Source organism: Sphaerospermopsis torques-reginae ITEP-024 (genome assembly GCF_019598945.1).
GTDB lineage: Bacteria > Cyanobacteriota > Cyanobacteriia > Cyanobacteriales > Nostocaceae > Sphaerospermopsis.
The window spans coordinates 1,398,873-1,425,495 of the sequence record NZ_CP080598.1 but is presented as its reverse complement, the minus strand read 5'-3'; the positions used below and the strand labels follow the sequence as shown (position 1 = coordinate 1,425,495).

Annotated in this window: 22 protein-coding genes and 1 tRNA gene; 9 read left to right on the top strand and 14 right to left on the bottom strand. The window is 37.2% G+C overall.

Annotated features, from left to right (window positions below):
* Positions 1-32: 32 nt before the first annotated feature.
* Entirely contained in the window at positions 33-1,235 is a 1,203-nt protein-coding gene (locus tag K2F26_RS06530) for an HhoA/HhoB/HtrA family serine endopeptidase (protein ID WP_220610823.1), read from the bottom strand.
* Between the two features lie 520 nt (positions 1,236-1,755).
* On the opposite strand from K2F26_RS06530, the gene K2F26_RS06525 reads away from it, so the two are divergent.
* Complete coding sequence (locus tag K2F26_RS06525) at positions 1,756-2,637, top strand: LysM peptidoglycan-binding domain-containing M23 family metallopeptidase (RefSeq protein WP_220610822.1); 882 nt, start codon at positions 1,756-1,758, stop codon at positions 2,635-2,637.
* A gap of 91 nt (positions 2,638-2,728) precedes the next feature.
* Here K2F26_RS06525 and K2F26_RS06520 read toward each other — a convergent pair whose 3' ends face one another.
* Together K2F26_RS06520 and K2F26_RS06515 are read right to left on the bottom strand one after the other, a co-directional pair.
* Positions 2,729-3,760 (bottom strand): isochorismatase, encoded by a 1,032-nt coding sequence (locus K2F26_RS06520; RefSeq protein WP_220610821.1) that lies wholly within the window; start codon positions 3,758-3,760, stop codon positions 2,729-2,731.
* Positions 3,761-4,639: 879 nt separating this feature from the next.
* A complete protein-coding gene (locus K2F26_RS06515; protein ID WP_220610820.1) occupies positions 4,640-5,212 on the bottom strand; it encodes a hypothetical protein in 573 nt (190 codons plus the stop codon).
* Between the two features lie 234 nt (positions 5,213-5,446).
* On the opposite strand from K2F26_RS06515, the gene K2F26_RS06510 reads away from it, so the two are divergent.
* Positions 5,447-6,934, top strand: coding sequence for an IS1380 family transposase (locus K2F26_RS06510; protein ID WP_220610819.1), 1,488 nt, complete (start codon positions 5,447-5,449; stop codon positions 6,932-6,934).
* Between the two features lie 319 nt (positions 6,935-7,253).
* On the opposite strand, the gene K2F26_RS06505 is transcribed toward K2F26_RS06510, so the two are convergent.
* Together K2F26_RS06505 and K2F26_RS06500 are read right to left on the bottom strand one after the other, a co-directional pair.
* Positions 7,254-7,676: a hypothetical protein gene (locus tag K2F26_RS06505; protein ID WP_220610818.1), complete on the bottom strand. Its 423-nt coding sequence runs from the start codon at positions 7,674-7,676 to the stop codon at positions 7,254-7,256.
* 33 nt (positions 7,677-7,709) lie between these two features.
* Complete coding sequence (locus K2F26_RS06500) at positions 7,710-7,907, bottom strand: type II toxin-antitoxin system HicB family antitoxin (protein ID WP_220610817.1); 198 nt, start codon at positions 7,905-7,907, stop codon at positions 7,710-7,712.
* 54 nt (positions 7,908-7,961) lie between these two features.
* Between K2F26_RS06500 and K2F26_RS06495 the strand changes: the two genes are divergently transcribed.
* Positions 7,962-9,161 (top strand): Coenzyme F420 hydrogenase/dehydrogenase, beta subunit C-terminal domain, encoded by a 1,200-nt coding sequence (locus K2F26_RS06495; RefSeq protein ID WP_220610816.1) that lies wholly within the window; start codon positions 7,962-7,964, stop codon positions 9,159-9,161.
* A gap of 52 nt (positions 9,162-9,213) precedes the next feature.
* Here K2F26_RS06495 and K2F26_RS06490 read toward each other — a convergent pair whose 3' ends face one another.
* Together K2F26_RS06490 and K2F26_RS06485 are read right to left on the bottom strand one after the other, a co-directional pair.
* Entirely contained in the window at positions 9,214-9,591 is a 378-nt protein-coding gene (locus K2F26_RS06490) for a GxxExxY protein (RefSeq protein WP_220610815.1), read from the bottom strand.
* A gap of 51 nt (positions 9,592-9,642) precedes the next feature.
* Entirely contained in the window at positions 9,643-10,866 is a 1,224-nt protein-coding gene (locus tag K2F26_RS06485) for a methionine gamma-lyase family protein (protein ID WP_220610814.1), read from the bottom strand.
* An 86-nt stretch (positions 10,867-10,952) separates the two neighbouring features.
* Here K2F26_RS06485 and K2F26_RS06480 point away from each other — a divergent pair, with 86 nt between their 5' ends.
* The 3 genes from K2F26_RS06480 (at position 10,953) to K2F26_RS06470 (ending at position 14,310) form a co-directional block, all read left to right on the top strand.
* A complete protein-coding gene (locus tag K2F26_RS06480) occupies positions 10,953-11,774 on the top strand; it encodes an acyl-CoA desaturase (protein WP_220610813.1) in 822 nt (273 codons plus the stop codon).
* A 254-nt stretch (positions 11,775-12,028) separates the two neighbouring features.
* Positions 12,029-13,102 carry a fatty acid desaturase gene (locus tag K2F26_RS06475; RefSeq protein ID WP_220610812.1) on the top strand — a complete coding sequence of 358 codons (1,074 nt, stop codon included), beginning with the start codon at positions 12,029-12,031 and terminating at the stop codon, positions 13,100-13,102.
* Between the two features lie 128 nt (positions 13,103-13,230).
* Positions 13,231-14,310, top strand: coding sequence for a DUF3474 domain-containing protein (locus K2F26_RS06470; protein ID WP_220610811.1), 1,080 nt, complete (start codon positions 13,231-13,233; stop codon positions 14,308-14,310).
* 589 nt (positions 14,311-14,899) lie between these two features.
* Here K2F26_RS06470 and K2F26_RS06465 read toward each other — a convergent pair.
* The 6 genes from K2F26_RS06465 to psbZ form a co-directional block, all read right to left on the bottom strand.
* The gene (locus K2F26_RS06465) at positions 14,900-15,334 is read right to left on the bottom strand and encodes a DUF29 domain-containing protein (RefSeq protein WP_220610810.1); all 435 of its coding nucleotides are present in this window, start codon (positions 15,332-15,334) and stop codon (positions 14,900-14,902) included.
* A gap of 168 nt (positions 15,335-15,502) precedes the next feature.
* Positions 15,503-16,768: a glutamate-5-semialdehyde dehydrogenase gene (locus K2F26_RS06460; protein ID WP_220610809.1), complete on the bottom strand. Its 1,266-nt coding sequence runs from the start codon at positions 16,766-16,768 to the stop codon at positions 15,503-15,505.
* Positions 16,769-16,835: 67 nt separating this feature from the next.
* The gene (locus K2F26_RS06455) at positions 16,836-17,243 is read right to left on the bottom strand and encodes a hypothetical protein (RefSeq protein ID WP_220610808.1); all 408 of its coding nucleotides are present in this window, start codon (positions 17,241-17,243) and stop codon (positions 16,836-16,838) included.
* 309 nt (positions 17,244-17,552) lie between these two features.
* Positions 17,553-17,624: transfer RNA gene (locus K2F26_RS06450), tRNA-Gly, on the bottom strand.
* Between the two features lie 233 nt (positions 17,625-17,857).
* Positions 17,858-18,409: a 6,7-dimethyl-8-ribityllumazine synthase gene (gene ribH, locus K2F26_RS06445; protein ID WP_220610807.1), complete on the bottom strand. Its 552-nt coding sequence runs from the start codon at positions 18,407-18,409 to the stop codon at positions 17,858-17,860.
* Positions 18,410-18,982: 573 nt separating this feature from the next.
* Complete coding sequence (psbZ, locus tag K2F26_RS06440) at positions 18,983-19,171, bottom strand: photosystem II reaction center protein PsbZ (protein WP_096568955.1); 189 nt, start codon at positions 19,169-19,171, stop codon at positions 18,983-18,985.
* Positions 19,172-19,452: 281 nt separating this feature from the next.
* Between psbZ and K2F26_RS06435 the strand changes: the two genes are divergently transcribed.
* The 3 genes from K2F26_RS06435 to K2F26_RS06425 all read left to right on the top strand — a co-directional run bounded on the left by K2F26_RS06435 (position 19,453) and on the right by K2F26_RS06425 (position 23,103).
* Positions 19,453-22,170: a CBS domain-containing protein gene (locus K2F26_RS06435; RefSeq protein ID WP_220610806.1), complete on the top strand. Its 2,718-nt coding sequence runs from the start codon at positions 19,453-19,455 to the stop codon at positions 22,168-22,170.
* Between the two features lie 466 nt (positions 22,171-22,636).
* Complete coding sequence (locus tag K2F26_RS06430; protein WP_220610805.1) at positions 22,637-22,861, top strand: 2-oxoisovalerate dehydrogenase E1 subunit beta; 225 nt, start codon at positions 22,637-22,639, stop codon at positions 22,859-22,861.
* Positions 22,858-23,103 carry a type II toxin-antitoxin system HicA family toxin gene (locus tag K2F26_RS06425; protein WP_220610804.1) on the top strand — a complete coding sequence of 82 codons (246 nt, stop codon included), beginning with the start codon at positions 22,858-22,860 and terminating at the stop codon, positions 23,101-23,103. The genes K2F26_RS06430 and K2F26_RS06425 overlap by 4 nt, the downstream gene beginning before the upstream one ends.
* A 188-nt stretch (positions 23,104-23,291) precedes the next feature.
* Here K2F26_RS06425 and K2F26_RS06420 read toward each other — a convergent pair whose 3' ends face one another.
* The gene (locus tag K2F26_RS06420) at positions 23,292-26,396 is read right to left on the bottom strand and encodes a type ISP restriction/modification enzyme (protein ID WP_220610803.1); all 3,105 of its coding nucleotides are present in this window, start codon (positions 26,394-26,396) and stop codon (positions 23,292-23,294) included.
* Between the last annotated feature and the right edge of the window lie 227 nt (positions 26,397-26,623).

Below are 26,623 nucleotides of genomic sequence, written 5' to 3'. Positions count from 1 at the left end.
ACAGACGTGATCAACTACGCCTGTACTAATAACTAATTTGGGGTCTCAGTTCCTGAGCGTACTTTAAAGGTTTGAATTTTGCCATTACGGTTAACTTCAATTTTGAAAATGTCTCCGACTTGACTTGAATCAATCATTTTCTGCAATTGGGCTGTAATTTTCACTGGTTTACCGTTGATTTTTTGAATCACGTCTCCGGGGAGCAGTCCTCCCTCCTCTGCCGGTGAATTTTTGAGAACTTTCTTAATCACAATCCCAACATCTGGCTGAATGTTGAGTGTATTGTCTTGATTCAATTGCTGTTTTTTGGTCGGTGAAAGGTCTACCATTTGAATGCCCAAAAAAGGGTGATCTGCTTTTCCTTTGGTAAATAGTTCATGAGCTATGCGGGCAGCGGTTTCAATGGGAATAGCAAAACCCAGTCCTTGAGCATCGGCACGAATGGCAGTATTAACGCCAATCACTTCACCTTGGGCATTTAAAAGCGGTCCACCGGAATTACCAGGGTTAATTGCCGCATCGGTTTGAATAAAACTAACTCGCTTATCGGGAACGCCTACTTGGGCGCTGGTGCGGTCGGTGGCACTGATAATACCAATGGTGACGGTATTATCTAAACCTAAAGGATTACCAATGGCGATCGCCCACTGACCAGGAATTAAGTTTTGTGAATTACCTAATTTAACGGTAGGCAATTTATCCGCAGGAATTTTGACCACTGCTACATCGGTGACAGTATCAACTCCCACCACCTTACCTTCAAAAGTGCGACCATCTTTGAGGGTGACTAATACCGTATCTGTTTGGGCGACTACGTGAGCATTTGTTAATAATTGACCATCTTCGCTGAGTATAAACCCTGAACCAGTACCGCGCTCAATTCGTTCTTGGGGAATTGGTTCTTCATCCTCACCAAAAAAACGCTGCCATACAGGATTTTTCAAAGCGTCAAAAATTGGATTTGCTACTTTACGAGTAGCATTAATTCGCACAACCGCAGGACCTACTTTTTGTACAGCAGCAGCAATAAAATTTACATTATCGCCACCAGAAGAATTAGGCAAGCCCTTAGAAGGATAGGTAATCACAGATTCTGAAGGTAAAGCCGCTGTAACATTTTTCAACTCTTGAAACGAACCATTACTGGGCAAAAATCGACTACCAAGTACACCCAGACTACCACCCATAGCCACTAAAAACAGATAAACTGCTAATTGCTTTATGGACAACTTCATATTAGATATTAGTTAATTACGAATAATTGCGATCACAGTCAGACAGTTACTAGGTAAGAATTCAGGAGTCAGGAGTCGTAGGGGCGAAGCATTCGGAAAATAGCCTTGGACGAAAATTGATAATTGATTGCCCGAATGCTTCGTCCGTAAAGGAGTCAGGAGGCAGCTTTGCTGGAGGCAGGAGGTATAGGTGGAAATGTTTGATCAATCAGTAGATAATCAAATAGTGGGTTTGGAAGTAAGCTGGAAAAAGCTGACTGCTGACTGCTGATAGCTGAATGCTTACATTACTAATTTCTAAGTTTAGTCAAGTAAATGATAAGTGAACAGATTAGTTAACAGAAATTGAATACATTATTTGGGATCATCTTCAGTTTTCGGATTTTGGATTTTGAATTGACTCTGGGGTTAAGTTTGGGGACTTATACCATGAAAGAATTATCGGTCAAGCAAAAAAATGATCCCATCTTGAAAATTCCCCAACTAAAATCTAGAATTAGCTATTTCTTTCTTAGTTGACATGACTTTTCGCTATCGTCCAATGTTTCTCTGTAGCTTAATTAGCAGCTTGGGGCTAATTTCCACAATGCTACAACTGCAAAGCGCGAATGCAGTACCAAGTTGTCCAACTCCAGCCTTATCGAGAATTCAAAAACATCAAGTTACTGGTGGTGAGACTTTAGATAGCATAGCCGAGCGATATAAGCTCATGCCAGAAACAATTATTAACATGAATCCCTTTGTTAATAACGGTACTTTGACACCTGGTACTCAATTGCAAATTCCCCCCTTTGATGGAATTGTGGTACAAGTTCCCAGTGGTCAAAATTGGAGACAAGTGGCAGCAAAATACAAAGTTCGTCCAGATACATTGTTTGAAATTAATGGTTGTCAACAAAACCCCAGAGTTGTTTTTGTTCCTGTTTTACCAGGAATGAGAGAAAGACAAAATCGGATAATTGCTAGTTCTCCTGTACAAACTGCATCATCAGCAAGTATAACCGGATATCCTTTAGCTAATTCTACAAATGTAGCCTTACCTTATGGGTGGCAAATTCACCCGATTACAGGTAAAGTTTTTTTTCATAGTGGTGTAGATTTAGTAGCAGAAGTTGGTACATCTGTGCAAGCGATCGCTCCTGGGATTGTAGTCTTTGCTAAAGATCAAGCCAGCTACGGAAAATTAGTGATTATTAATCATGCAGGTGGACTACAAACTCGTTACGCTCAATTAGAAACCATACAAGTTAAACTGGGACAAAATGTAAAACCAGGTGACATATTAGGAACTGTTGGTGCTACAGGTCAACCAACTTCTAGAGAACCACATTTACATTTTGAAATTCGTGCTAATGAACCCCTTGGTTGGACTGCAAAAGATCCAAAAAAATATTTGAAATAGAGGAGAGGTGACAGGTGACAGGTGACAGTAATAATGCAAGAAGTAAGAGGCAAAAGTTTATTCTTCCCAATTACCAATTACCAATTACCAATTACCAATTACCAATTACCCATTCTGTTGATTTAATCATGTGCATTCCTGCTGCTGCAAATTTAGCAAAAGTAGAGTTAGCTTGTTCTGTGTAGTCAACAACTCCCGGTACAACAACAGGTGAGGTGCAATCTTCTAACAAATAGATTTTATTTGTCAGGGTGCTATCTACCTGTTGAATTTCTGTTAATAAATCGTCAATTGTCCACGCCACACAATGACTTTTTGCTTGTCCTGTAATAATCACTGCATCATATTCTAAAAGTTGTTTAATCAAATTTGTGTTTTTCTGTGCAATTGGTTTTTCATCAAATCCTGTTAAAACTTCGGGACGTAAAATAGAATAATTTTCTGTTAAAGCATTTTCTCCTTTTAATTCAAATTGGGTTTGACTTTGACGAGCAATACTATGAAAAAATATTGCTTGTTCCACTGCGGAAACTAAAGCATGACCAATTCCCCCTAACATAGAATGATAAGGCCAAATTGTCAAGGGATATTTACCATCTTTATCTAGTTGTTTAACATAGTGAACAGCTTGTTTTTTCAGAAGTTCATAATCTCCATTAGTCACACTATGAGCAACTGCTGGGTTAACTTGCCAAATCCCTTTTTCAATATCTGCGAAAGTGATATTAGTTGCTGCTGGTGTGGGATGTTCTCCATTTGCATTGATCCAAAAAATCGGATGGAAAATTTGCATTGCTGTGTGAGTATCTAAGGTGGGGATAATTTTGGTAATTCTTCCCAAGTTGCGATAAATAAACTCACACAATCTTCTGTTATCATCAACAGCACCAGTTCCAGTTTCTCCACCTACAAATAATTCAAATTCTGGAATACAAAAGGTGTTTTGGACATCTATTAATAATAGACAAATGCGGTTTTTATCGGTTGCTGCTGGGGGAATATTATATTGTTTTGTCCATGCTTCTGCTTCAGATGCTAGTTGTTGATAAGGTACGCGGTATATTTCACCGACTTTACTGGGGTGGAAGTGGGGAGGAATAGGGAGTAGGTTTGGTTGTGTCATGGGTTTATTTAATCTTTTTCTATTTACAGCTATTTTCAGGTAAATGAACCACATTTTGATCCAGATTGCGCGCAAAGGTACAAAGGTGCAAAGGTGCAAAGGCGCAAAGTTAGAATTAATCTCGCTTTTTCAAAACTCGTATATTTTTAGCCTTAATAAATCCCTATAATATATAAAAGCAGACTGCAAAAAAGCTGATTTTAACTTTGTTGGTTAATTGAGTTATAATTTAAAGTTATAATAATACTATTAATAGTTTAAATATTCCTAACTTTAGAAATTTCCTCTTTATATTTTCTTAACAATTACTTGAGAATTATTTTTATTTATCCACGATCTTGCAATACTTTCGGCGATTTGCTATAATTTTTCAAAATTTCATAATCAAGGCTTAGTATGTCATTTAGTAAAAACAAGGTTTAGATATAGCCAAAACCCTTGATTTTACGTTATTTGAGAAATGCTCAAAATCTGCATAGAAAAAAAGCAGTGATTTCGTAAACTTTTTTTCGGGTGAAATGAGAGGTTGATTCATGTCTTGTAAAAAGGTGGGTTGACAAAATAGACATTCTATGTATCAGGGGTGAGTGAGAGTCAAGATCAACAGTGGGAAGCGATACATAGCCAGATCCCCAACTTTTTCAAGAAGTCGGGGATCTATTCGCTCTCTCTTTATTCATATTTCAAAAATCATAATTCATAGATTATAAATGGCGAATTTTTTGGATCTGTAATTTATTGATAAAAACAGATATCTTGCTTTCAGGTTTGACACCAAATTAAAGTAATTAGAAAATTTAAAGAGGTAAGGAAGTAGAGAAATAAATTTATTATAATTCAAGATAATTCTATATTTCTCTACCTCTGTTTTTTCTACTATTACTCTTGTGATGTTGGTAATTTAGAATTAACTAAATTGGTAAATTCTTCCAAAGAAGTAATCGTAATTGATGATACAAATAATTCTTCTAAAGCGGTTAGATCATCAATCTTCTGAATATTTTTGCTCAGTATTTCGGGAACATCACCAAACTTGACTTGCAGAAGTTTAATAATATCTTGTTTGCGACCTTTTTTTTCGCCTCTTTCTAGGAAAATTTCTTCAGTGGGTGTTAAAAAAGGCATTTCTCTCTCCTTTTCATACTCGGTTATTTTGGTGAGCAATTTCTGTTGCAATTCCTGAGTTAATGACATCATTTTGTCAATAAATATAAAGAGGTTTTCAATGTCATATCTGCTTAAACCTCGCTCATATAAACTTCTAATTAATTGCCATTTCCACTGCTCCCTATCTGTGAGTTTGTTGGTAGTAGTTTTGGTTTTTAAATGTGCCATTACTAATATAGCAAAGAGATTGCTGCTTTGCTCTAGTTCTTCCCATTTGTAATCTATGAGTTTGACTAAACCATAACCCGACTGGGAATGAATTCCCAGTCTAATAGCAAAAGTCATCTAAAGATGACTAAATACAGAAAAAATCTTCTAGTAAACTTTAGTTTACTTTGGTTATTAGCCCTGAAATTCATTTCTGGGCGGGTGTGGAAGCTAACAGATCAGCCATTTTTTGATTAAGTTGACACCACACCATTAAGCATTTTTAACCCGGATTTCTCACAAAGAAAAAGAAAAAAAGGGTCAAAAACTGAGAAAATGTATATGTAGAAACCATTTCAACAGTTATAAAGTATGACCCAAGTATCAACAGATTGTACACCAAAACAGTTCAAATTTGAAAGAGAAAAAACCCGCCCAGTAGTAGTAAATTTCCAAGGTGGGAAAGTAACATCAGATGCAGGACTAAGTTTAATTGCGGAGATAGACAGGAAACTACAGATCACAGCAAGACTAGCACAATGTTTCCAAGATTACAGGCAACCAAATAAAAGACAACATTCGATAGAAGACCTAATAGCACAAAGAATATATGGGTTAATCATGGGATATGAAGACCTAAACGACCATGAAGAACTACGTCATGACCCCATGTTTGCCATAGCAGTAGGAAAAAGAATAGGGCAAGAAAAAGAACCAGTAACATTAGCTTCAAAAAGTACATTAAATCGGTTAGAACATTGTCCTCTAAACATAGAACAGGGAGCAGAAAGTAGATATCATCGCATCGGACATTCTACCGCAGAAATAGAAAAATTATTTGTGAAAATATTCCTAGAATCATATTCTAGTGAACCGAAACAAATAATCCTAGACTTAGACGTAACCGATGATTTAGTACATGGGAATCAAGAACAAGTATTTTTCAACACATATTATGGAGCATATTGTTATGCACCACTTTATATATTCTGTGGAAAACATCTATTAGCAGCCAAATTAAGAGCGTCAAACGTAGACCCAGCAGAAGGGGCATTATCAGAACTCCAGAGAGTAATTAAACAAATAAGAACAGAATGGAAAAACGTAGAAATATTCGTGCGAGGAGATAGTGCTTACTCCAGAGAAGACATCATGAACTGGTGTGAATTACAAAGGGGAGTAGAATATGTATTTGGGATGCCACAAAATAGTCGGTTAATCAAAATGACAAAAAATACTCAAAATCAAGCCCAGCAAGAGTTTGAGCAGAAGCTGTTTAAAGTAGTTTCATTTTTAGAAACCCTATTTACCCCAGATGTTCAACTCAAAGAAATGGCATCTCAACTCATTGACAATTCCATTTGGTATCGGTCTATAAATTATCAAACTATTACTTCTTGTAGTCATCCTCGTCGTGTAGTTGCCAAAGTCGAACATGGGTCAAACGGAACTAATGTTCGCTTTGTTGTCACATCAATTCCCACAAATAAAATACCTCCTGGTGAACTTTATACTCAAAAGTATTGTCCCAGAGGTGAGATGGAAAATCGGTTTAAGGAACAACAGTTAGAACTGTTTAGTGATAGAACCAGTACCCATACATTTGCGGGTAATCAATTACGTTTGTGGTTCTCTTCTATTGCTTATGTTTTGATGAATGCTTTGCGAAATAAATGTTTGGTGAAGACGGAATTAAAGAATGCTCAAGTTGGAACTATCCGTACCAAGTTGTTGAAGTTAGGGGCTTTGATTACTGTCAGTAGCCGCAGAATTTTGATTGCAATTAATAGTTCTTGTCCTTACCAGGATATTTATGCTGCTGCTTACCGTTGTTTGCAGTTATTACCCAATCCTGGTTAATTATTCGGCAATTCAATAGCTCATTTTTAGTTTTTATTTAGGGTTGAGAAATAAGTTTTTTCTTAACTCTGTTTTCTGATGTCTGATTTCACTAAAAGAGTCTTTGTCTCCGTATTTGGGTGCTAATTTACATAGAATTTATTATAACTTTTATTGAATTTATACTGTGGCATCTATTTTTTATCATCGCTGCGCTTCATGTATCAAATAAATTTCACTTGGTGTAGCTTTTCATCAATTATTTTTCCTCTTGTGAGAAATCCGGGTTAAAAAATTAGTGATTTACAAAATTGTACAAACTACAGGAAATAAGAAACTGCTAATTTGCATTTTGACTGTGGTTATCATTGAAACTGTTTACTACCTGAGATGCAACGTATCCACCTACTGCTCCTACTGCTACTGTTGCTGCTACAGGAACTAGAACTGGTGCTGATACAACAGTTGTAGCAGCAGTACCTAATGTAGCTAAAGCTGTTACAGCTGTTTGTCCAATAGCAGCCCCAGTAGCAACTAAACTTGTTGTATTAGTAGTAAGAGCAATAATCGTTACTGCGCTACCAGAAACCATTCCGGTTACAAATGAAAAGATATTACCGCAGTCTGAGGTACATTCGATTTTTACCACATTATTATCTGCACTAGCTGTAGATGGAAAAATAGTTATAGTGCTTACCACAATTAGCAATGTAGCTAGGCACACTGATATTAAGCGTTTTGCATTTTGGAATATACGCAGCATCTAAATTCCTTGGTGTATTAATTTGCTTACTCATTAGAGAGTAATTGAATATAAATCATATTTTAACTTATCATGTGCCAGTTTATCAGCTACAACACGCAAAGCCAAAGCCTGAACCTTAGCCACCGCTTCCTGTCTTGTGCTTCCGTAGGCCAAAACACCGGGAATATCAATCACCTCAGCAATAAAACGCCCGTCTTCCTCTTGTTCAATCTCAATCTTCAAGTTCATAGCTTGTAACGGTAAGGTAATAAAAGCAATATTTGAGTAAAACAAACAAAATAAATGACATCCATAGACACCAACAAACACAAAAAAGCCAAAGCCCTCAAACCCGGAAGCGTGCGCCCCGCCAAAGAACTTTGTAGCGAATGCGGACTATGCGACACCTACTATATCCACTACGTCAAAGAAGCGTGCGCCTTCATTACCCAAAGAATAGACGAACTAGAAACCAGCACCCATAACCGCCCCCGCAACCTGGAAAACGAAAACGAACTATATTTTGGCGTACATCAAGAAATGATGGCTGCCCGCAAAATACAACCCATAGAAGGCGCACAATGGACAGGAATAGTCAGCACCATCGCCATAGAAATGCTTAACCGGGGCTTAGTAGAAGGAGTAGTCTGTGTGCAAAACTCCAAAGAAGACCGCTTTCAACCCATGCCCATCATCGCCCGCACCCCCGAAGAAATACTAGCAGCTAAAGTAAATAAACCTACATTATCCCCCAACCTATCCGTATTAGAACAAATCGAAAAATCGGGAATGAAACGCCTCCTAGTCATCGGAGTAGGATGTCAAATACAAGCATTACGCGCCGTAGAGAAAAAACTCGGACTAGAAAAACTCTATGTCCTGGGTACACCATGCGTAGATAATGTTACCCGCGCTGGACTGCAAAAATTCCTAGAAACCACCAGCAGATCCCCCGAAACCGTAGTTAGTTACGAATTTATGCAAGACTTCCGGGTACATTTTAAACACGAAGACGGATCAGAAGAAAAAGTACCCTTCTTTGGCCTCAAAACCAACGTACTTAAAGACATCTTCGCCCCATCATGTATGAGTTGCTTTGATTACGTCAACTCCCTAGCAGACATAGTAGTGGGATACATGGGCGCACCCTTCAACTGGCAATGGATAGTAGTGAGAAATGATACCGGCAAAGAAATGCTAGAACTCGTCAAAGACCAACTCCACACCCAACCGGTGATGTCCAAAGGAGACAGAAAAGCCGCCGTACAACAAGGAATAGAAGCCTACGATAAAGCCGTCACCTTACCGATGTGGGTAGCGAAATTAATGGGAGTCGTCATAGATAAAATCGGACCACAAGGACTGGAATATGGTAAATTTTCAATGGATTCCCACTTTACGAGAAACTACTTATATGTTATGCGGAATCATCCAGAGAAATTAGAAGATCATATACCGGAGTTTGCCAAGCGGATCGTAGCGCAGTATAAATTACCGGAATAAAAGCTCACGCAAAGACGCAAAGGTAAGAAGTCTTTGTGTCTTTGGTGTGATTTTACAAGTTATTGACAACGCGGCAGATTCCGTCTTTGATCAGGGATGCACCGAAGTTGATCAGTAAACCGAGACGTTTATCAGCTACAACAAGGTAAGTGAAAAGTTGCTTTTTGTGTACAGGATGTATATTTTCCACAGACTTTAGTTCAACAATCACCTTATTTTCCACAATCAAATCTGCTCGAAAACCATCACCCAGATGTACACCATCATAAACTAAAGGTATGACTTTTTCCGCCTCTACCCTTAATCCCCGCTTTTCCAACTCATATTTAAGAACCACTTGATATGCAGATTCCAACAACCCAGGACCAAACCTGGTATGAATCTTGTAAGCAGCATCAACAACTTCCTTACCGATCTCATTCTCATTCATCTTCACTTCTTACCTTTGCGACTTTGCGCCTTTGCGTGAGCTTTTTTAAGCTTATTCCACAGCCTCAATAGCAGCCTGTAACGCAATAGATACATGAGTCCAATGTGTACCACCTTGGCAATAAACAATATAAGGTTCTCTTAATGGTCCATCGGCTGATAACTCCAAGGTGCTACCCTCAATAAATGTACCCCCAGCCATCACAACCTTGCTTTCATATCCCGGCATCGCATCAGGTACGGGATCTAAATAAGAGCCTATGGGCGAATATTGTTGAATCGCCTTACAAAAGGCGATCAGTTTTTTCGCTGAACCGAGTTTAATCGCTTGAATGACATCGCCTCTTGGTGCTAAGGGTGCAGGGTTTACAGGATAACCCAACTTATCAAATACGTATCCTGTGAGGTATGTTCCTTTCATTGCTTCCCCAACTATTTGGGGTGCTAAAAATAATCCTTGGTATAATAAGCGGTTTTGATCAAAGGTTGCTCCTCCCGCACTACCAATACCTGGGGCGGTAAGTCTACACGCTGCTGCTTCTACTAGGTCAGCTTTTCCGGCTATGTATCCCCCTGCTGTAACCAGTGTACCACCTGGGTTTTTGATTAATGACCCGGCCATGAGGTCTGCACCTACGTGTGTGGGTTCTTTTGTGTCTATAAATTCTCCGTAACAGTTGTCTACAAAGCAAACTGTATTGGGGTTTTGTTGTTTGACTATGTGAACTATTTTTTCTATTTCAGCTATGGAAAGACTTGGCCGCCATGAGTATCCGCAGGATCTTTGAATCAGAACTAAACGAGTATTTTCTTTGATAGCAGTGCTTAAAGCCAGCCAATCTATTTTTCCTTCTGGGGTTAGTTCTAATTGACGGTATTTTATGCCAAAATCAATAAGAGAACCTTGGTTTTGCCCCCGCAAGCCAATTACCTCTTCCAGTGTATCGTAGGGAGAACCAACTACTGCTAACATTTCATCCCCAGGACGGAGTACACCATACAGCGCACAGGCGATCGCGTGAGTTCCTGAAACAATCTGCACTCGCACCACAGCAGCTTCTGCCCCCATCACTTGGGCAAAAACCTGATCTAAGGTATCTCTTCCTAAATCATCATGTCCATAACCGCTGACACCTGCAAAATGGTGCGCCCCCACACGATGATCACGAAAGGCATTCAGAACTCTTTGTAAATTATGCTTGACCTGAGCGTCAATACCATAAAAAATTTCTAATAGTGCCTGTTCTGCTTCCCGAAGCTGCTCTAAGCTGTTCATTGTTTCCTCATTAAAAAAAATAATCTAAATATGCGGATTCCTAAATCACGCAGATTAGGCTAGACAATTCCTATAAAGGTTACTGCATGACAATTGCTACTTCAACTAAACTTAAAATTAACTGGGTTAATACCCTGTTTTTCATTGGCCTGCACATCGGCGCTTTATTTGCTTTAATTCCCAGTAACTTTAGCTGGAGAGCAGTTGGTGTTGCATTATTCCTCTACTGGGTTAGCGGTGGTTTAGGTGTGACTCTGGGTTTTCACCGTCTTGTTACCCATCGCAGTTTTCAAACTCCTAAGTGGTTGGAGTATTTCTTGGTCTTCTGTGGAACTCTCACCTGTGAAGGTGGACCAATTGAATGGGTGGGTATACACCGAATCCATCATTTACATTCCGATACAGGTAATGATCCCCATGACTCAAATAAGGGTTTCTGGTGGAGTCATCTTGGTTGGATGATTTATCACTCACCCGCTCATGCTGAAGTTCCTCGCTTCACAAAAGACATTAGTGATGACCCAGTTTATCAGTTTTTACAGAAATATTTCATTTTCTTACAAATTGCCCTGGGATTGGTACTGTTTTTCTTGGGCGGCTGGTCTTTTGTGGTTTGGGGTATTTTTGTCCGCATCGTTTGGGTTTATCACTGCACTTGGTTGGTAAATAGTGCGACTCACAAATTCGGTTATCGCACATATCCAGATTCTGGTGACAATTCTACCAATTGCTGGTGGGTAGCTTTATTGGTATTTGGTGAAGGGTGGCACAATAATCACCACGCTTTTCAGTATTCAGCCCGTCACGGTTTGGAATGGTGGGAAATTGATATCACTTGGATGACTATTCAATTACTTCAATTGCTAGGTTTAGCTACAAATATCAAGCTGGTAGAGAAAAAAGCATAACGCATAATTGATGTTTAAAGTCAATAGTTTTAGTCTCATTTTTTGGTCATGAAACTATTGACTTTTTGCGTGTAATTACGGAAATTAAAAATAGAAATTATGAATTTTTGAATTTTAATTTTTTATTTTGAATTTTCATCTATCCTAAGTTGCTCTTAGGTTGCTATAATCTCAGAAATTAATGTTACAAAACTTTGCTGTAAGCTCATTTTCTAAATGAATTTGCAGTTCATTTTGTTGTTGTTTAGGTATTCATGACTACATCACTTATCAAAGACCAGGAAACTTTCGTCTACGCAAACCTTGGTAAAGACGAAATCAAACTAAAACATATTATCAAAAGTCTACCCAAGGAATGTTTCCAGAAAAATAGCCGCAAAGCGTGGACTACTGTAATTATCAGTTTATCTATGGCAGCGTTAGGCTATTATTTTTTGGCCATTTCTCCCTGGTTTCTTTTACCCATAGCATGGATTTTTACAGGAACGGCTTTAACAGGATTTTTTGTTATTGGCCATGACTGCGCCCATCGTTCATTTTCCAACAGTCGTCGGGTAAATGATGTGGTTGGTCATTTTTTCATGATGTTTTTAATTTACCCTTTTCACAGTTGGAGAATTAAACATAATCATCACCATAAACATACAAATAAATTAGATGAGGATAACGCTTGGCATCCCATCAGACCAGAGGTTTTTGAAGGTTGGGATAAAAATAGACAGTCTGCTTATGAGTTGTTTATTCGCAAGCGTTTTTGGTGGGTAGGTTCTATCGGACATTGGGCGGTGGTGCATTTTGATGCGCGGAAATTTCAACCCAAAGATAGAGCTAATGTAAAACTTTCTGTGGCTGTAGTTGTAGCTTTTGCAGCTATTGTTTTTCCCACTTTGATTATTACAACTGGTGTTTGGGGCTTTATTAAATTCTGGTTTATTCCTTGGATGGTTTACCATTTTTGGATGAGTACCTTCACCATTGTTCACCATACAACCGCAGATGTTCCTTTTAAAACTGCTGATAAATGGAACGAAGCAATGGCTCAATTATTTGGAACTATTCACTGTGATTATCCTCGTTGGGTAGAAATTCTTTGTCACGATATTAATGTTCACGTTCCCCATCATATTTCTACTGCTATTCCTTCCTACAATTTGCGGATGGCTTACGATAGCATTAAGAAAAATTGGGGTGAATATCTCCATGATGAATGTAAATTCTCTTGGGATTTAATGAAAAAAATTACTAACGAATGTCAACTTTATAAAACTGACATTGGTTATACAAATTTTGATGAATATTACGCGGAGAAAGCTAAATCTCTAGCTTAATTTCCAGATTTACCCTAATGATTTAATCAAGCAAAATTTATTAAATCATTTTTCTCAACTTTGACTGTTTTGGTGGGCAATGCCCACCCTAACTTAATTCCTGTTCGTTTTAGAGATTCACAAATCCAGTGCAATTAGAATCAATTCAATTCAATCAAAATTCTGCGGTTAACACTGCTCAGGGTGAAGATACACTTCCGTTTACTCTTGCAGATTTAAAAGCTGCTATTCCGGCTGAATGTTTTCAGCCGAGTGTGGTTAAATCACTCTATTATTTTTTCCGTGATGTTGCCATTGTTGCTGGTCTTTATGCACTGGCAAATTATCTAGATTCTTGGTATTTTTGGCCAGTTTTCTGGGTGATGCAAGGAACTATGTTTTGGGCTTTGTTTGTAGTAGGTCATGACTGTGGACACCAATCTTTTTCTAAGCATAAATGGCTGAATGATTTGGTTGGTCATTTATCCCATACACCTATTCTTGTACCTTATCACGGTTGGAGAATTAGCCACAGAACCCATCACAAAAATACTGGCAGTGTGGAAAATGATGAAAGCTGGTATCCTCTGAGTGAATCTCAATATAAGCAATTACCTTGGCTACAAAAGCTAATCCGCTATTATCTGTTTTTGCCTCTAGCTTATCCTATCTATTTGTTTCAACGTACTCCTGGTAAAAGTGGTTCACATTTTGACCCCAGAAGTTCACTGTTTAAACCTTCCGAAAAGTGGGATATTATCACTAGCACTACCCTTTGGATAGGTATGGTAGGTTTGTTAGGTTTCCTCACCTATCAATGGGGTTGGATGTGGTTACTTAAATACTACGCTGGTCCTTACGTTGTGTTTGTGATTTGGTTGGATTTGGTTACATATTTACACCATACTGAACAAGATTTACCTTGGTATCGTGGTGATAATTGGACTTTTTTAAAGGGTGCAATTTCTACCATTGATAGAGACTATGGCATTTTTAACCATATCCATCATGATATCGGTACTCATGTTGCCCATCATATCTTTTTGAATATGCCTCATTATAATTTGTTGAAGGCAACTGAGGCTATTAAACCTGTGATGGGTGAATATTACCACAAGTCTGATGTTCCCATCTGGAAGGCGCTATTGCGTTCTGCTCAAGTTTGTCGTTTTATTCCAGATGAGGGTGGTAAGGTTTATCACACTTATTATCAAGAGAATGCGAAGTAATATCTAACCCACATTCCGCACCCTCAACTGTCACACAACGAAAATTGGTCATTTGGAGATTTAGAATTGGCGATCGCCTACCAATATTCATTATCTTTGGTACAAAATACAACATTTGGTCGTAATGAAATTACGAAAAAACCGATTGTGACACCGGGGGGTGCGGAAGGTAGGATCTAAGTGATTGATATTTATTAAGTCCGCCGAGTGCGGGCTTTTTTTGTCTGAATCAGGATTGGAGGATTTTGTTTATTTTTTTGATTTTTGATATTTGTTATAGTATTTGATATTTGTGATAGTGAAAAAAATCAAAGGATATAAAGTTGGAAAATGAACAACATTCATTTTTCTTATTATTAAATAGATAACTGTATAACTTTCAGCAATAGCAAAAAACAAATCCTGAAAATCCTTAAATCCTGGATATCCTGATTCTGACAATATTTAATATTTGATTCTCATACCCAATTTAAAAAATCAAATCCTGTACATCCTTATAGTTTACACTGTTTTGAAAATTTTACTTAGTTGTAAAATTCGAGTTAGGGTTACACAACCGGAGTCAGAAGACTAGATTTTACAGCTATAGCTATGATTCTGGTAAAAACTCATTATCTAATATTTGTGAAATTCCATAATTACAACTCTGTGAAAATGTCTCATAAGGTAAGTTAGTTTCCTTAACAGCTAAGTTAATTCCATCTTCATAACTTAATTGCAAAGCTTCTTCTAAATAAGATTTTAAACTGGGACTATCTGTTAATATTCTTTTGACTTGAGTGCGCTGTTCTCGAATTGTTGCCAACCAACTATTACTGCGTTTTTCTGGTTGGTATTGCCATTTTAGTAAATGTCCTAATAACAAAGCTAAACGGTTAACTAATTCCCTTCTTTCTTGTCTTCCCAAGGCTTCTATTTCCTCAATTACGTTTAACTTATCAAGTATTTCCCATTTTTCTTCTCTTAGTAGTTGGGCTTGTTCTTTTGTCCATCCATAAAAATCAGAGTTGTAAAGTGTATTCATGGATTTTATCTATAAACTACGCTATAAACTACTACTTAGGACTTACGCAAGATCAGACTAAAAAACTGATTCTTGCTTAGGAGTAATTCATGAATTACCCCTACGTTCGTTCTGTTTTGCGTAAGTCCTGTACTGTTGATGATAGAAGATTAACCACAAATTCATCTGTTAAAACCTTCCATTTCCCTGAATGATATGCTTCACCGTCGTCAATGTTTCCAAACTAATAAACCCTCTACGGTGTCCTTTTTGATTGGACATTCCCAAAAATACGGAATCTCCCCGTGAGGGGTTACGGGCAAAACGAGGGGAAGCATTAATATAAGTAGAGGCGCTATTGACTCCTAATGCAAATTGGCGACTTTCTTGGTAAGAGTCTGTAACTATTGCATCTGCATGACTGCTACTATATTGATTAATCCAAGCGATCGCACTTTCTAAGCTATCTACTAATTTAAACGCTACGGTTTTATTTAAATACGGTGTTCCCCATTCTCCATCTTTTGCTAGTTGTAATTGGGGAAAGGCTTCTACTAATTCTGCATCTGCTTTGAGTTCAAAGCCTTTTTCTTTTAAGCTATTCCACAGCACAGGCAAGGAAGATGGTAAAGCTTGACGATGAATTAAAACTTTTTCAATGGCATTGACTGGATCTGGTTCGCTTTCATGGCTATCTAAAATCATCCAGCGTACCATCTCTAAACTACCATTGAGTGACCAGTACAGGTAACAATTGCCCATTGCTGATTTTAATACTGGACAAGTTGCTTGTCTAACTACCTGTTGAATTAAGCTAGAACGTCCGTAGGGTATGACTAAACTTAAATACTGGTCTTGAGTGACTAAATCCCGTAAAGAAGTACCATGTTCAGTGGTGACTAATTCTATACAACCTGGGGGTAAACCAACTTCACTAATGGCTGTTTGCAGAACTTCGGCGATCGCCGCATTGGAATGACTAGCTTCTGTACTGCCTTTGAGAATCACTGTATTACCAGTTTTCAAACAAAAGCCAGCGGCGATCGCCCCTAGTTCTGGAAACGCCTCATAAATAAATCCAATCGCACCCAAGGGCATCAACTGAGTATAACTTTGAGAATCTTCCTGCTGATAATCAGCATTTCTCACCCGTCGCAGGGGATCGGATAATTCTCCCAAGCGTTGCAGAATCTCAACAGTATTCTCTAACCGAGAGGGAGTTAATTTCAACCAATCCAAAATTAATTCTGGTACTGCCATTTCCCGACTCGCTTCTAGATCCAGGGTATTGGCTTCGAGAATGTCGTCAAATGAGCGTTTTAGCGCCCGTGCCATTGCCAACACAGCGCGACTTCGGTCTGCCCCTTTGGTAGTTCCTAACTTCAGGGAAGCTTGATAAGCGCGTTTGGCGCTGTTCATTGGTTCGGGATAATCATCAAAAGCTTCAACAGTCATCCGATTTTGGATTTTAGATTTTAGATTTTGGATTAGTTCCTCGGATAAATCCGGGGCGCTGATGCAGTTAACGTCTGTAAGTAAGCCAGACCATAATTGCTGGCAGAATAGCTAATAGTACCGCCACTATTGCCCAAGCAATAACACTCGAACCATTTGCCAAGCGTAATGCTAATGGTAGCCATATAATGACTAACACGAAAATAATGCCCAACGCTATCGGCAGATAACTTTCTCCAAATTTCGGTTGAACCAAATTCCAACTTTTCCCTGTCCAGCGCCAAGCCCGCTTATAGGGATAGGTGGTAGAAAGTTGCTCTAGTACATATCCATTATCTTCAACGACAAATATTTGCTGACAGCGATCGCAGCCAAATGCTTCTGTCAGGGTAATGGGAATTAACCGCCCCCGACGACGACAAGGACAAGTATAATCCGTATTTAAGTCTATTTTTTCAGGTTTTTGAGATGGCACAAGCAGTCTAAATAACTTGAGCGAGTTTTTGTGAACGGTTTTGGGTGGGGATGACAAAAATTGCTTTTTGGTCAACATACCCACACTTAGCACTATTTCTAGTATATTTCTGTCAACATGGTAGCCGCTATTTTTAATTAGACAAAATAGGAAGGAGGCAGTAGGGGCAATCCCCCCGTGGTTGCCCCAGGAGGCAGTAGGCAGGGGGTAGGAGTTTATAAAATTAAAAATTTTAGGTCTGAGAATCTAATTATGATTTCCCAGACCTAATGATTTTGTTTGTTACTTATTTTGATATTATTTTTTCAGAGCGGGTAACGCGATTCGAACGCGCGACATCAACCTTGGCAAGGTTGCGCTCTACCACTGAGCTATACCCGCGACCTCAACATAATCTTAGTATTTCAGATTTATTTTGGTTTGTCAACCCCTCTTTGAAATTTTTTTTTGGAAATGGGAATAGGTGACAGGTGACAGGTGACAGGTGACAGGTGACAGTAGAGATGGGGAGGTAGGAGAGGTAGGGGAAGTAGGGGAAGTTAATAACCCAATCACCAGTCACCTCTTCCCCAATCACTAAAACTGTTCTGCTAGGTTGGAGCGTAGTTGACGCATCAAACTTCTCTACCACCTTCACTACCACCAAACGCAGCCAGAGCTTTTGAAAGTTCATCAGGGTCTGGTAGGTTGGAACGTAGTTGACGCATTAAACTGGCCATTTCTATGGCGTTCATGGCATAATCCCAGCCGTGATTACTTTTAATCCCTGCTCTTTCCAATGCTTGCTGCATGGTATCTGTGGTCAAAATGCCAAAAATTACGGGTACACCAGTTTGAAAGCTGGCAGCAGCAATACCCTTGGCTACTTCAGCAGATACATAATCAAAATGGGGTGTTTGTCCTTTAATTACCGCACCTAAGCAAATTATGGCATCATAACGTTGAGAGAGTGCCAACTGACGGGCGACGGTAGGAACTTCAAAACTGCCTGGAACCCATACATAATCTACTTGATTGCCTTGGGGGTCAGGATCTATACCGTGACGTTTTAGGCAATCTTGACATCCTTCTAAAAGCTTAACGGTAACTAGGTCATTGAATCGACCGATCACCATCGCAAACTTTAAAGGTGCTGTTTGAGTAAAGTTACCCTCAAAAACTGCCATGACTGCCTCTTATAACTATAAATTCTTAGCCAATACTCTTTTCTGGAAGGAAATAGAGGAGCAGGAAAGCAATATCAGCACGGAAAAAGAACCAGGACTTACGCAGAGCAGAACTAAAGTAGGGGTAATTCATGAATTACCCCTACGCAAGAATCAGGTTTTGAGTCTTATCTTGCGTAAGTCCTAAGAACAAAGAAATTTTTGCTTTCCTTTCCTGTGAGTTCAGCTTTTCTGCTGCTATATAAAACCTAGACAAAGCTAGACTTTACTTTCTACTTCAACGGGAGCATGGGAGCGGTTATCCCTCAGTAGACTTGCACGCTGTAGCCCAACGCGACTTTCTCAGGTTAAGATTTGGAAACAGACTATCACTATCAATGCTTGGTTTTCGCGTCGGTAATAGTCTTATTCAATACTTGATATCTGAGGATTATATATCAAGTTGGCATTTTTCTGAGCTAACTTATGTCAATGTTTGTCAACATAAGTATAGTTTGGTCTATAAAATTGTCAACTTAGGACAAGCTCCTCTGGTTTTTATGTTATGTGTGAACGCTTGTGTGCAGCCGTTGTCTACACCACAAAAAAGTTTAATAAACCAACTAAAAGCACTAAAGCAATCCAAACACCAGAACCAACCCACAGCAGCTTTTTAGATTCCACCCAGTTTTGAGGGGTTGCGTAAGCAACAGGAACACCAATAACCAGGACGAAGGACATGAGAACGAGAGATACTAAAGCAAATTGAAATACTATGGTCATTTTTACTTTTCCCAACACAGCGAAATCGTAACTTTCACCAAGGCTGTCACGATATGATAGACAGACAAGGTTGATCAGTGACCTTTGTAAACTCACTTGGTCTTCTGAACAATTAATATTTTACGTCCGGTTTGTAACAGTTGATCAGTTATTAGGAAATAGGGAACAGGGAACAGGGAACAGGGAATAGATAATTATTTATTCTCCCTATCTCCCCGCTTCCCCACCTCCCCTGCTCTCTTCACTGTCACCTGTCACCTGTCACCTGTCACCTACTCCCTATGGATATAATTCTTTGTCACACAACTGCTGATTTTGATGCTTTAGGGGCGGCTGTGGGGTTAACTTGCCTCAAGCCGGGTAGTAAGATTGTCTTGACTGGGGGAGCGCATCCACCGGTGCGGGATTTTTTGGCTTTGTATCGAGATGAATATTCCCTGATTGAAAGGCGTTCTGTCAATCCTGAAAAAATCCGTTCTTTGATGGTGGTGGATACTCAACAGCGCGATCGCCTGGGTAAAGCTGCTGCATGGTTCGATTTACCCAATGTCCAAGAAATTGTAGTTTACGATCATCATCTCGGACAAGATAGCGATATTCCCACGACAAAATTATATGTTGATAAAGTGGGCGCTACCACAACTTTAATGGTGGAAGAATTACAAAAACGGCATATTTCTATTAATGCTGCTCAAGCAACAGTGATGGCGTTAGGTATTCATGTTGATACTGGTTCTTTAACATATAACCAATCTACATCTAGAGATGCTTTTGCTTTGGCTTGGTTGATGCAGCAAGGGGCAAGTTTATCTGTAATTTCAACTTATCGTGAGCCGGGTTTATCGCCTCAGTTGCAACAATTATTATCTGAATCTCTGGAAAATTTAGAATATGTTTGTTTGCGGGGATATACCATTGGTTGGGTTATTCTAAAAACTGATAATTTTGTACCTGGTTTATCAGCTTTAGCATCAGAATTGGTAGAGTTAACAGAAATTGATGCCTTACTTTTAGCCAATGAATATCTTTTAGATGATGGAAAATTTAGATTAACAGTAATTGGTAGAACCCAAATTCCCCATACAAATCTTAATAGTTTATTCCAAGTTTTTGAAGGTGGTGGACATTCTCAAGCCGCATCTTTCAATATGAAAACCACTCAATCACAATCAATTTTACAACAATTATTAGCAGGATTAAAATCACAAATTCCCCATCCTCCCACAGCGAGAGATTTAATGTCTTCACCTGTGCGAACTATTCGCCCAGAAACTACTATTGCTGAAGCCCAAAGAATTTTACTGCGTTACGGACATTCTGGGTTATCTGTTGTGAATAATCAAGATAAATTAGTAGGTATTATCTCTCGACGTGATTTAGATATTGCTTTACATCACGGCTTTAGTCATGCACCAGTCAAAGGTTACATGACCACTAGTTTAAAGACAATTACACCAGATGCTACCCTACCACAAATTGAGTCTTTAATGGTGACTTATGACATTGGACGTTTACCAGTTCTAGAAAACGAAAATCTTGTTGGTATTGTCACTCGCACCGATGTTTTAAGGGAACTACATCAAGCTGATGTAACTGATGAAGAAATAGATCAAAAAAGTGAAAATAATATTACTTTACCGCAATTACAAGCTAAATTAAAACCCGAACTTTGGCAATTATTAAATATAGCATCTCAAGCAGCAGAAAAACGCGGTTGGCATCTTTATTTAGTCGGTGGTGCAGTCCGAGATTTACTATTAGCAGAAGCCCAAACCGGCACATTAATGATTAATGATATTGATTTAGTAGTTGATGGTTTTCATCAAGCAGCGGATGTGGGTGCAGGTGTAGAATTAGCAAAAGCATTGCAATCAATTTATCAAGATGCTCGTTTAGAAATTCATGGAGCATTTCAAACTGCTGCTTTATTATGGCATAAACACCCAGAATTAGATTCATTATGGGTAGATATTGCCACTTCCAGAACAGAATTTTATCCTTATCCTGCTGCTAACCCAGAAGTAGAAGCTAGTTCTATTCGGCAAGATTTATATAGAAGAGATTTTACCATTAATGCGATGGCATTAAGATTAACATCTCCTCGCAGTGGTGAATTATTAGATTTTTTTGGTGGTTTATTAGATTTACAAGCCAAGGAAATCAGAGTTTTACACGCTAACAGTTTTATAGAAGATCCGACTCGTATTTATCGCGGAGTGCGCTTTGCAGTACGGTTTGGATTTGCCATTGAACAGCGAACAAAAGAGTATATTAACTATGCCATAAATAGCGGAGTTTATGATAGAATAACTCAAGAAAATGTCAAAACTCCCGCTTTACAAACTCGGTTAAAAACCGAATTAAAACATATTCTTGAAGCTACCTATTGGCAATCTACTTTACAGTTATTAGATAACTTGGGGGCTTTACAATGTATCCATCCTAGTCTAAAATTAGATATTGATATTTTACGAGAACTACGTTTATTAGAAAAATTAATTATCATCTATTTGCGAAGCTGTGAAAAACAACAAATATTACATCCTTTTTCACATCCTTGGCAAATGCGTTTAGAGTTATTAATTGCCCATTTAGAACCGCAATATCGAGCAAAGGTAGCTAAAAACCTACAATTAGCTGATGATAGTATTAATAGATTAAAGAAATTAGCAGAAATGCAAACAGAGGTAATTCAATTATTACCAAGTTGTGAATTACCGAGTCAAATTGTCCACTTATTGAAAAAATATGATGCACCAGCTTTGATGTTAGTTGCTTTGAAAAGTCCCCGCAAAGTTAGACGTAAAATCTGGTATTATTTAACTAATTTGGCAAATGTCCAACCTTTGTTAAATGGCAATGATTTAAAAAAATTGGGTTATAAACCCAGTCCAATTTTTAAGCAAATATTGGATAATTTATTGACTGCTACTCTTGATGGTACAATTAAGGATGAATCTGAAGCGCGGGAATTTTTAGCTAAACATTATCCTCGTTAATTTTAGTTAATTTTCATCTTGTCAGAATCAGGATGTCCAGGATTTTAAGATTTACAGGATGTTGATTTTAAAATTTTTAATTTGAATTAGTAATTTATATTTAGAAAAATGCTGTTATCTAATTCTGAAAAATACTACCTTAAACACCAAACAAAAATTAATCAATTACCATCATGTAAATCCTTTAATCCTGGTTATCCTGATTCTGACAATTTCTATTTTTTTATCTCACGCAGAGACGCAGAGAAAACAGAGAAAATGCAAAAATTATCTGCGTTTATCTGCGTTTATCTGCGTTTAATTTTTGATATTTCATCCTGTACATCCTTTAATCCTGGATATCCTGATTCAGACAATTTCTATTTTTTTATCTCACGCTCCAGACGTAGATAGAAAAAGAGATAAAATATCAATAATATGATATTATAATTATAACCTAAAATTTCATGATTGAAAATTACACATCATGCCAGAAAATAACATTAAAGAAATTATTTTTTTAGTGGAAGAAGATGATGAAGGTGGTTATATTGCTAAAGCAATTAATCAATCAATTTTTACTCAAGCTGACAGTCTTCCAGAACTACGAGAATTAATTAAAGATGCTGTTCATTGTCATTATCCTGATGCACAAAATCGTCCTCAATTAATTCGTTTACATATTGTGAGAGATGAGGTAATTGCTTCATGAAATTACCTAGAGATTTATCAGGGTCAGAACTTGCTCAAGCTTTGCGTAAACTAGGATATATGATTGATCATCAAACAGGTAGTCATATTCGCTTAACTACTCAAGAAAATGGTGAACATCATATTACTATCCCTAATCACAGTCCTATTAAAGTTGGAACTCTGAGCGCAATTTTACGAGATGTGGAAAATCATTTTAATTTGACTCGTGAACAATCTATAAATCTATTATTTTATAGCTGAAGAAATAGAGATCAATTACATCCTGTACATCCTTTAATCCTGGATATCCTGATTCAGACAATTTCTTTTTTTTATCGAACCACTCCAGACACAGAGAACACAGAGAAAATACAAAAATCATCCGCGTTTATCTGCGTTCATCTGCGTTTGATTTTTGATATTTCATCCTGTACATCCTTAAATCCTGGTTATCCTGATTCAGACATTTCTTTAATAATATTCATCGTCTCTACACTCACTGTACACACTCTCATCAACAGTTTTATTACCTGTTCTTTATAATCTGCAAACCGATAGGTATTAAACTTTTCCGCAATGGTGGGATCTTTGGGTTTCTTTTCTTTATATTGATCTAATATCCATTCTAATGCACTCCGATTTCCTAGCATATATTCCCAAGCTATTTCAGGAACTCCTGTTAATGTGGTGACATCATCTAAGATAATGACACCTTGATTTTTATCTGCTTTCAATTTGACTTTAATGGTTTTTTGGGTGTCTTTTAAGGGAATGTCAACACGGGTTAAATTATAAGGTGTGACTGTTTCATAATTTATATGTAATTCCATAAGTTGTTTTCCCCAGTTCACCCATTTTTGGAAGTTTTCATAATAGGGTAAACGGGGAAATTCTCGTTTTAAATTTAGTTCGTATTTTTTGCGGTATTCTGGGTTATGTAATACTGCATAAGTATAATGGAAGATGTCTATTTTGGTGATTGTTTCATCTTGATAATGGGTTTGAATTTGTTTTAATCCCCAGTCTGTTATATTATCAATGCGGTTTCCTTCTTTGTCGTAACGGTAGAGTGGGAGACATTGATTAGCACCCGTAAAATGAACTTCTGGAAGTAAATCACTAGCTAAAGTATTGAAAGGACGGTTACTACCAAAACTCTGAAAGGTAATCACAATATTAAAACTATTCAAATTATTTGAAAACATATCATAGTGATTTTGAGTTAATCTATGACTAAAGATTTTTTCTGTATATAAATAAAGTTTACAAAATGGTCTATATGCAGAGAATATAATTAAATTTTCATGACGGGAATTATAAAGAAATATAATCCCAGCTATACAGTTTATTTCACCAAAAAGTAGCCAAATTATAGGTATAGTATTAAGTTTAAAGTCAGTAAGTTTACTTTTAACTTTAGAAATCATAAATTGTTCTAAAGAAGAATTCCATTTAATACATAAGTCTTTTTCTTGATTATCTACAGAATAATTATATTTGACACTCAAAAAAAGTATTTTATTTTTTAAACTAGCTCTGTTAAAATCATAAACCCATTCATCTCGATTTGTTTCTATACCTCTAGAAAATAACTTAAATACTGCTGCTTCTGCTTTACCTGCTTTTACATCTTTATCAACCAAAGGTAAAAGATCATCAAAATCATTATCCGCTTGATTTATCCAATTACCATTAGCATCTGGTTTAATATGAGTAAAACCTAAATCCCTAAATTTCTGAGAACTAAAATATTTTTTCTTCTCCTCTGCATCTATATAATCATCAATTGCATTATAATAAACCTTGAAACCATCTGCTTTTTCATTCCTGACTAAAAAATAAACAGCTACACCTACTCTAATTTCATTACTAAAAACATTACCTCCTTCTTTTCTTCTTCGTTCTCCGCTAGTTCTCGCATTACCTTTAGTGTCAATAATATAAATTTCACTAAATTCTTTAGCTACAACTTTTCTGAAACCATCATAAGTCAAAGAATCTATAAATGAACTATTGGAAACAAATGCAATAATCCCATTTTTACCTAGTCTATCAGAAGCCCATCTAATAAATCTAGTGTACATATCATAAAGTACAATATTATTTTGCGCCTTACTATATTTTACATAACTTTCCTTAATCAACTTATCAATATTCTGATAACTCCGATTTGCATTATTATCATTAAAATTTTCCTGCTTTGCATTATAAGGAGGATTCCCAATAATAACCGAAATAGTCCGATCATTCTGTCTTTTAATCCTCTCCGTATTCTCCAAAGTCATCGCAAACAAATCCATTTGCTTACCTGCAAACAATGTATTATCTAAAGTATCGACAAAACAAATATTTTCAAACTCCTCATACACCCCCATCTTCTGTTTATAAGTATATTCAATATTCAAATTCGCTATATAATAAGGTAAAATTGCCACCTCATTACAATGAATCTCCTGTTTATATTTATGCTGTAAACAATGGGGAGGTAAATAATCAATCAACTCTGTAATAAAAGTACCCGTACCCGTCGCAGGATCTAAAATTTCTACATCTTTATCTGCTAACAACTTACCAAAATGCTTATGTACTAAAAAATCCACACTTTCTATCATAAACCTGACAATTTCATTAGGAGTATACACAATACCCAACCTATCCGCAGCTTTAGGATTATATGCTTTATAAAAATTCTCGTATAATGCTTTTAAAAACTTCTGTTTTTCTTGATGGTTGACAATATTAGCAGCAGTTCTTTTAATTACCGCATAATATCTTTCAATACTTCCTAAAGTATTCCGCTTTAAACTTCCCGTGAAAAACGTCGAAATTACCCCTTGTAACTCCCTTGCAACATTATTTTCTTGATGAAACTGCGACTCACTGAAAATATTAATAAAAATATCCTCAGTCAAAATATGTTGAATCATCATTTCCCGAATATCTAATAATGTAATTTCCGGGTTAATAGACTTTTTACAAAGTTCCCAAAATTTGTTTCTAGCAGTTTCAAATAAAGTATTATTTCCCTCTTGACAATCAATCAATTTTCTGAGAGAATCTAATATAATGGGAATATCCTGTTTAAATACCTCTATCGCTGATCGAAAGTCCTGCACTTCAGGACGAACAAAATTTATAAAATTATTAATAATACCATCTAGCGCGTCTGCGTCTTGCATAGAAACGCGCATAGTTTCCGTACCCGCTTGAATTAAAACGGCGGTTTGGGAATCTTCAAATAAAATATTACTATCAGGATAACCCTTATTTAATTTCTTCTCAATTTCCTGATCTAAATTATCATATTGATCCTTACTTTCCCAATAACCCCAATCTAACCGCAAAGCATCTTTAATTGTTCCGTCGGGATAAACGACTTTACCATTTGGTAATTTAAAATCTAATTCAGGAATAAGTAAAAAATCACGGGGTTTACAATATTCATTTAACAGGTTTTGAAAAGCAACGCGAATAGATGTTTCTTTGCGAGAACCACCAAATTGAATGATTTTTTGGACTTCGGTTTGATATTGGGTGACTAAGAGTCTTGACATATTACACCTTAACAATCAACTAAAAATTAATCAATTACTATCCTGTAAATCCTTAAATCCAGGAAATTCTGATCATCATCTAAAAATCATCTGCGTTTATCTGCGTTTATCTGCGTTTAATTTTTAATATTTAATCATGTAAATCATCTAATCCTGGACATCTTGCATTCTGATAAATCCTAATTGTGACAATTTAATTATTATACTTAATTTAAATTGAACTAATA

Coding starts and splice junctions, on each gene's coding strand:
- K2F26_RS06530 (WP_220610823.1), bottom strand. CDS start 1,235: ATGAAGTTGTCCATAAAGCAATTAGCAGTTTATCTGTTTTTAGTGGCT.
- K2F26_RS06525 (WP_220610822.1), top strand. CDS start 1,756: ATGACTTTTCGCTATCGTCCAATGTTTCTCTGTAGCTTAATTAGCAGC.
- K2F26_RS06520 (WP_220610821.1), bottom strand. CDS start 3,760: ATGACACAACCAAACCTACTCCCTATTCCTCCCCACTTCCACCCCAGT.
- K2F26_RS06515 (WP_220610820.1), bottom strand. CDS start 5,212: ATGACTTTTGCTATTAGACTGGGAATTCATTCCCAGTCGGGTTATGGT.
- K2F26_RS06510 (WP_220610819.1), top strand. CDS start 5,447: ATGACCCAAGTATCAACAGATTGTACACCAAAACAGTTCAAATTTGAA.
- K2F26_RS06505 (WP_220610818.1), bottom strand. CDS start 7,676: ATGCTGCGTATATTCCAAAATGCAAAACGCTTAATATCAGTGTGCCTA.
- K2F26_RS06500 (WP_220610817.1), bottom strand. CDS start 7,907: ATGAACTTGAAGATTGAGATTGAACAAGAGGAAGACGGGCGTTTTATT.
- K2F26_RS06495 (WP_220610816.1), top strand. CDS start 7,962: ATGACATCCATAGACACCAACAAACACAAAAAAGCCAAAGCCCTCAAA.
- K2F26_RS06490 (WP_220610815.1), bottom strand. CDS start 9,591: ATGAATGAGAATGAGATCGGTAAGGAAGTTGTTGATGCTGCTTACAAG.
- K2F26_RS06485 (WP_220610814.1), bottom strand. CDS start 10,866: ATGAACAGCTTAGAGCAGCTTCGGGAAGCAGAACAGGCACTATTAGAA.
- K2F26_RS06480 (WP_220610813.1), top strand. CDS start 10,953: ATGACAATTGCTACTTCAACTAAACTTAAAATTAACTGGGTTAATACC.
- K2F26_RS06475 (WP_220610812.1), top strand. CDS start 12,029: ATGACTACATCACTTATCAAAGACCAGGAAACTTTCGTCTACGCAAAC.
- K2F26_RS06465 (WP_220610810.1), bottom strand. CDS start 15,334: ATGAATACACTTTACAACTCTGATTTTTATGGATGGACAAAAGAACAA.
- K2F26_RS06460 (WP_220610809.1), bottom strand. CDS start 16,768: ATGACTGTTGAAGCTTTTGATGATTATCCCGAACCAATGAACAGCGCC.
- ribH (WP_220610807.1), bottom strand. CDS start 18,409: ATGGCAGTTTTTGAGGGTAACTTTACTCAAACAGCACCTTTAAAGTTT.
- psbZ (WP_096568955.1), bottom strand. CDS start 19,171: ATGACCATAGTATTTCAATTTGCTTTAGTATCTCTCGTTCTCATGTCC.
- K2F26_RS06435 (WP_220610806.1), top strand. CDS start 19,453: ATGGATATAATTCTTTGTCACACAACTGCTGATTTTGATGCTTTAGGG.
- K2F26_RS06430 (WP_220610805.1), top strand. CDS start 22,637: ATGCCAGAAAATAACATTAAAGAAATTATTTTTTTAGTGGAAGAAGAT.
- K2F26_RS06425 (WP_220610804.1), top strand. CDS start 22,858: ATGAAATTACCTAGAGATTTATCAGGGTCAGAACTTGCTCAAGCTTTG.
- K2F26_RS06420 (WP_220610803.1), bottom strand. CDS start 26,396: ATGTCAAGACTCTTAGTCACCCAATATCAAACCGAAGTCCAAAAAATC.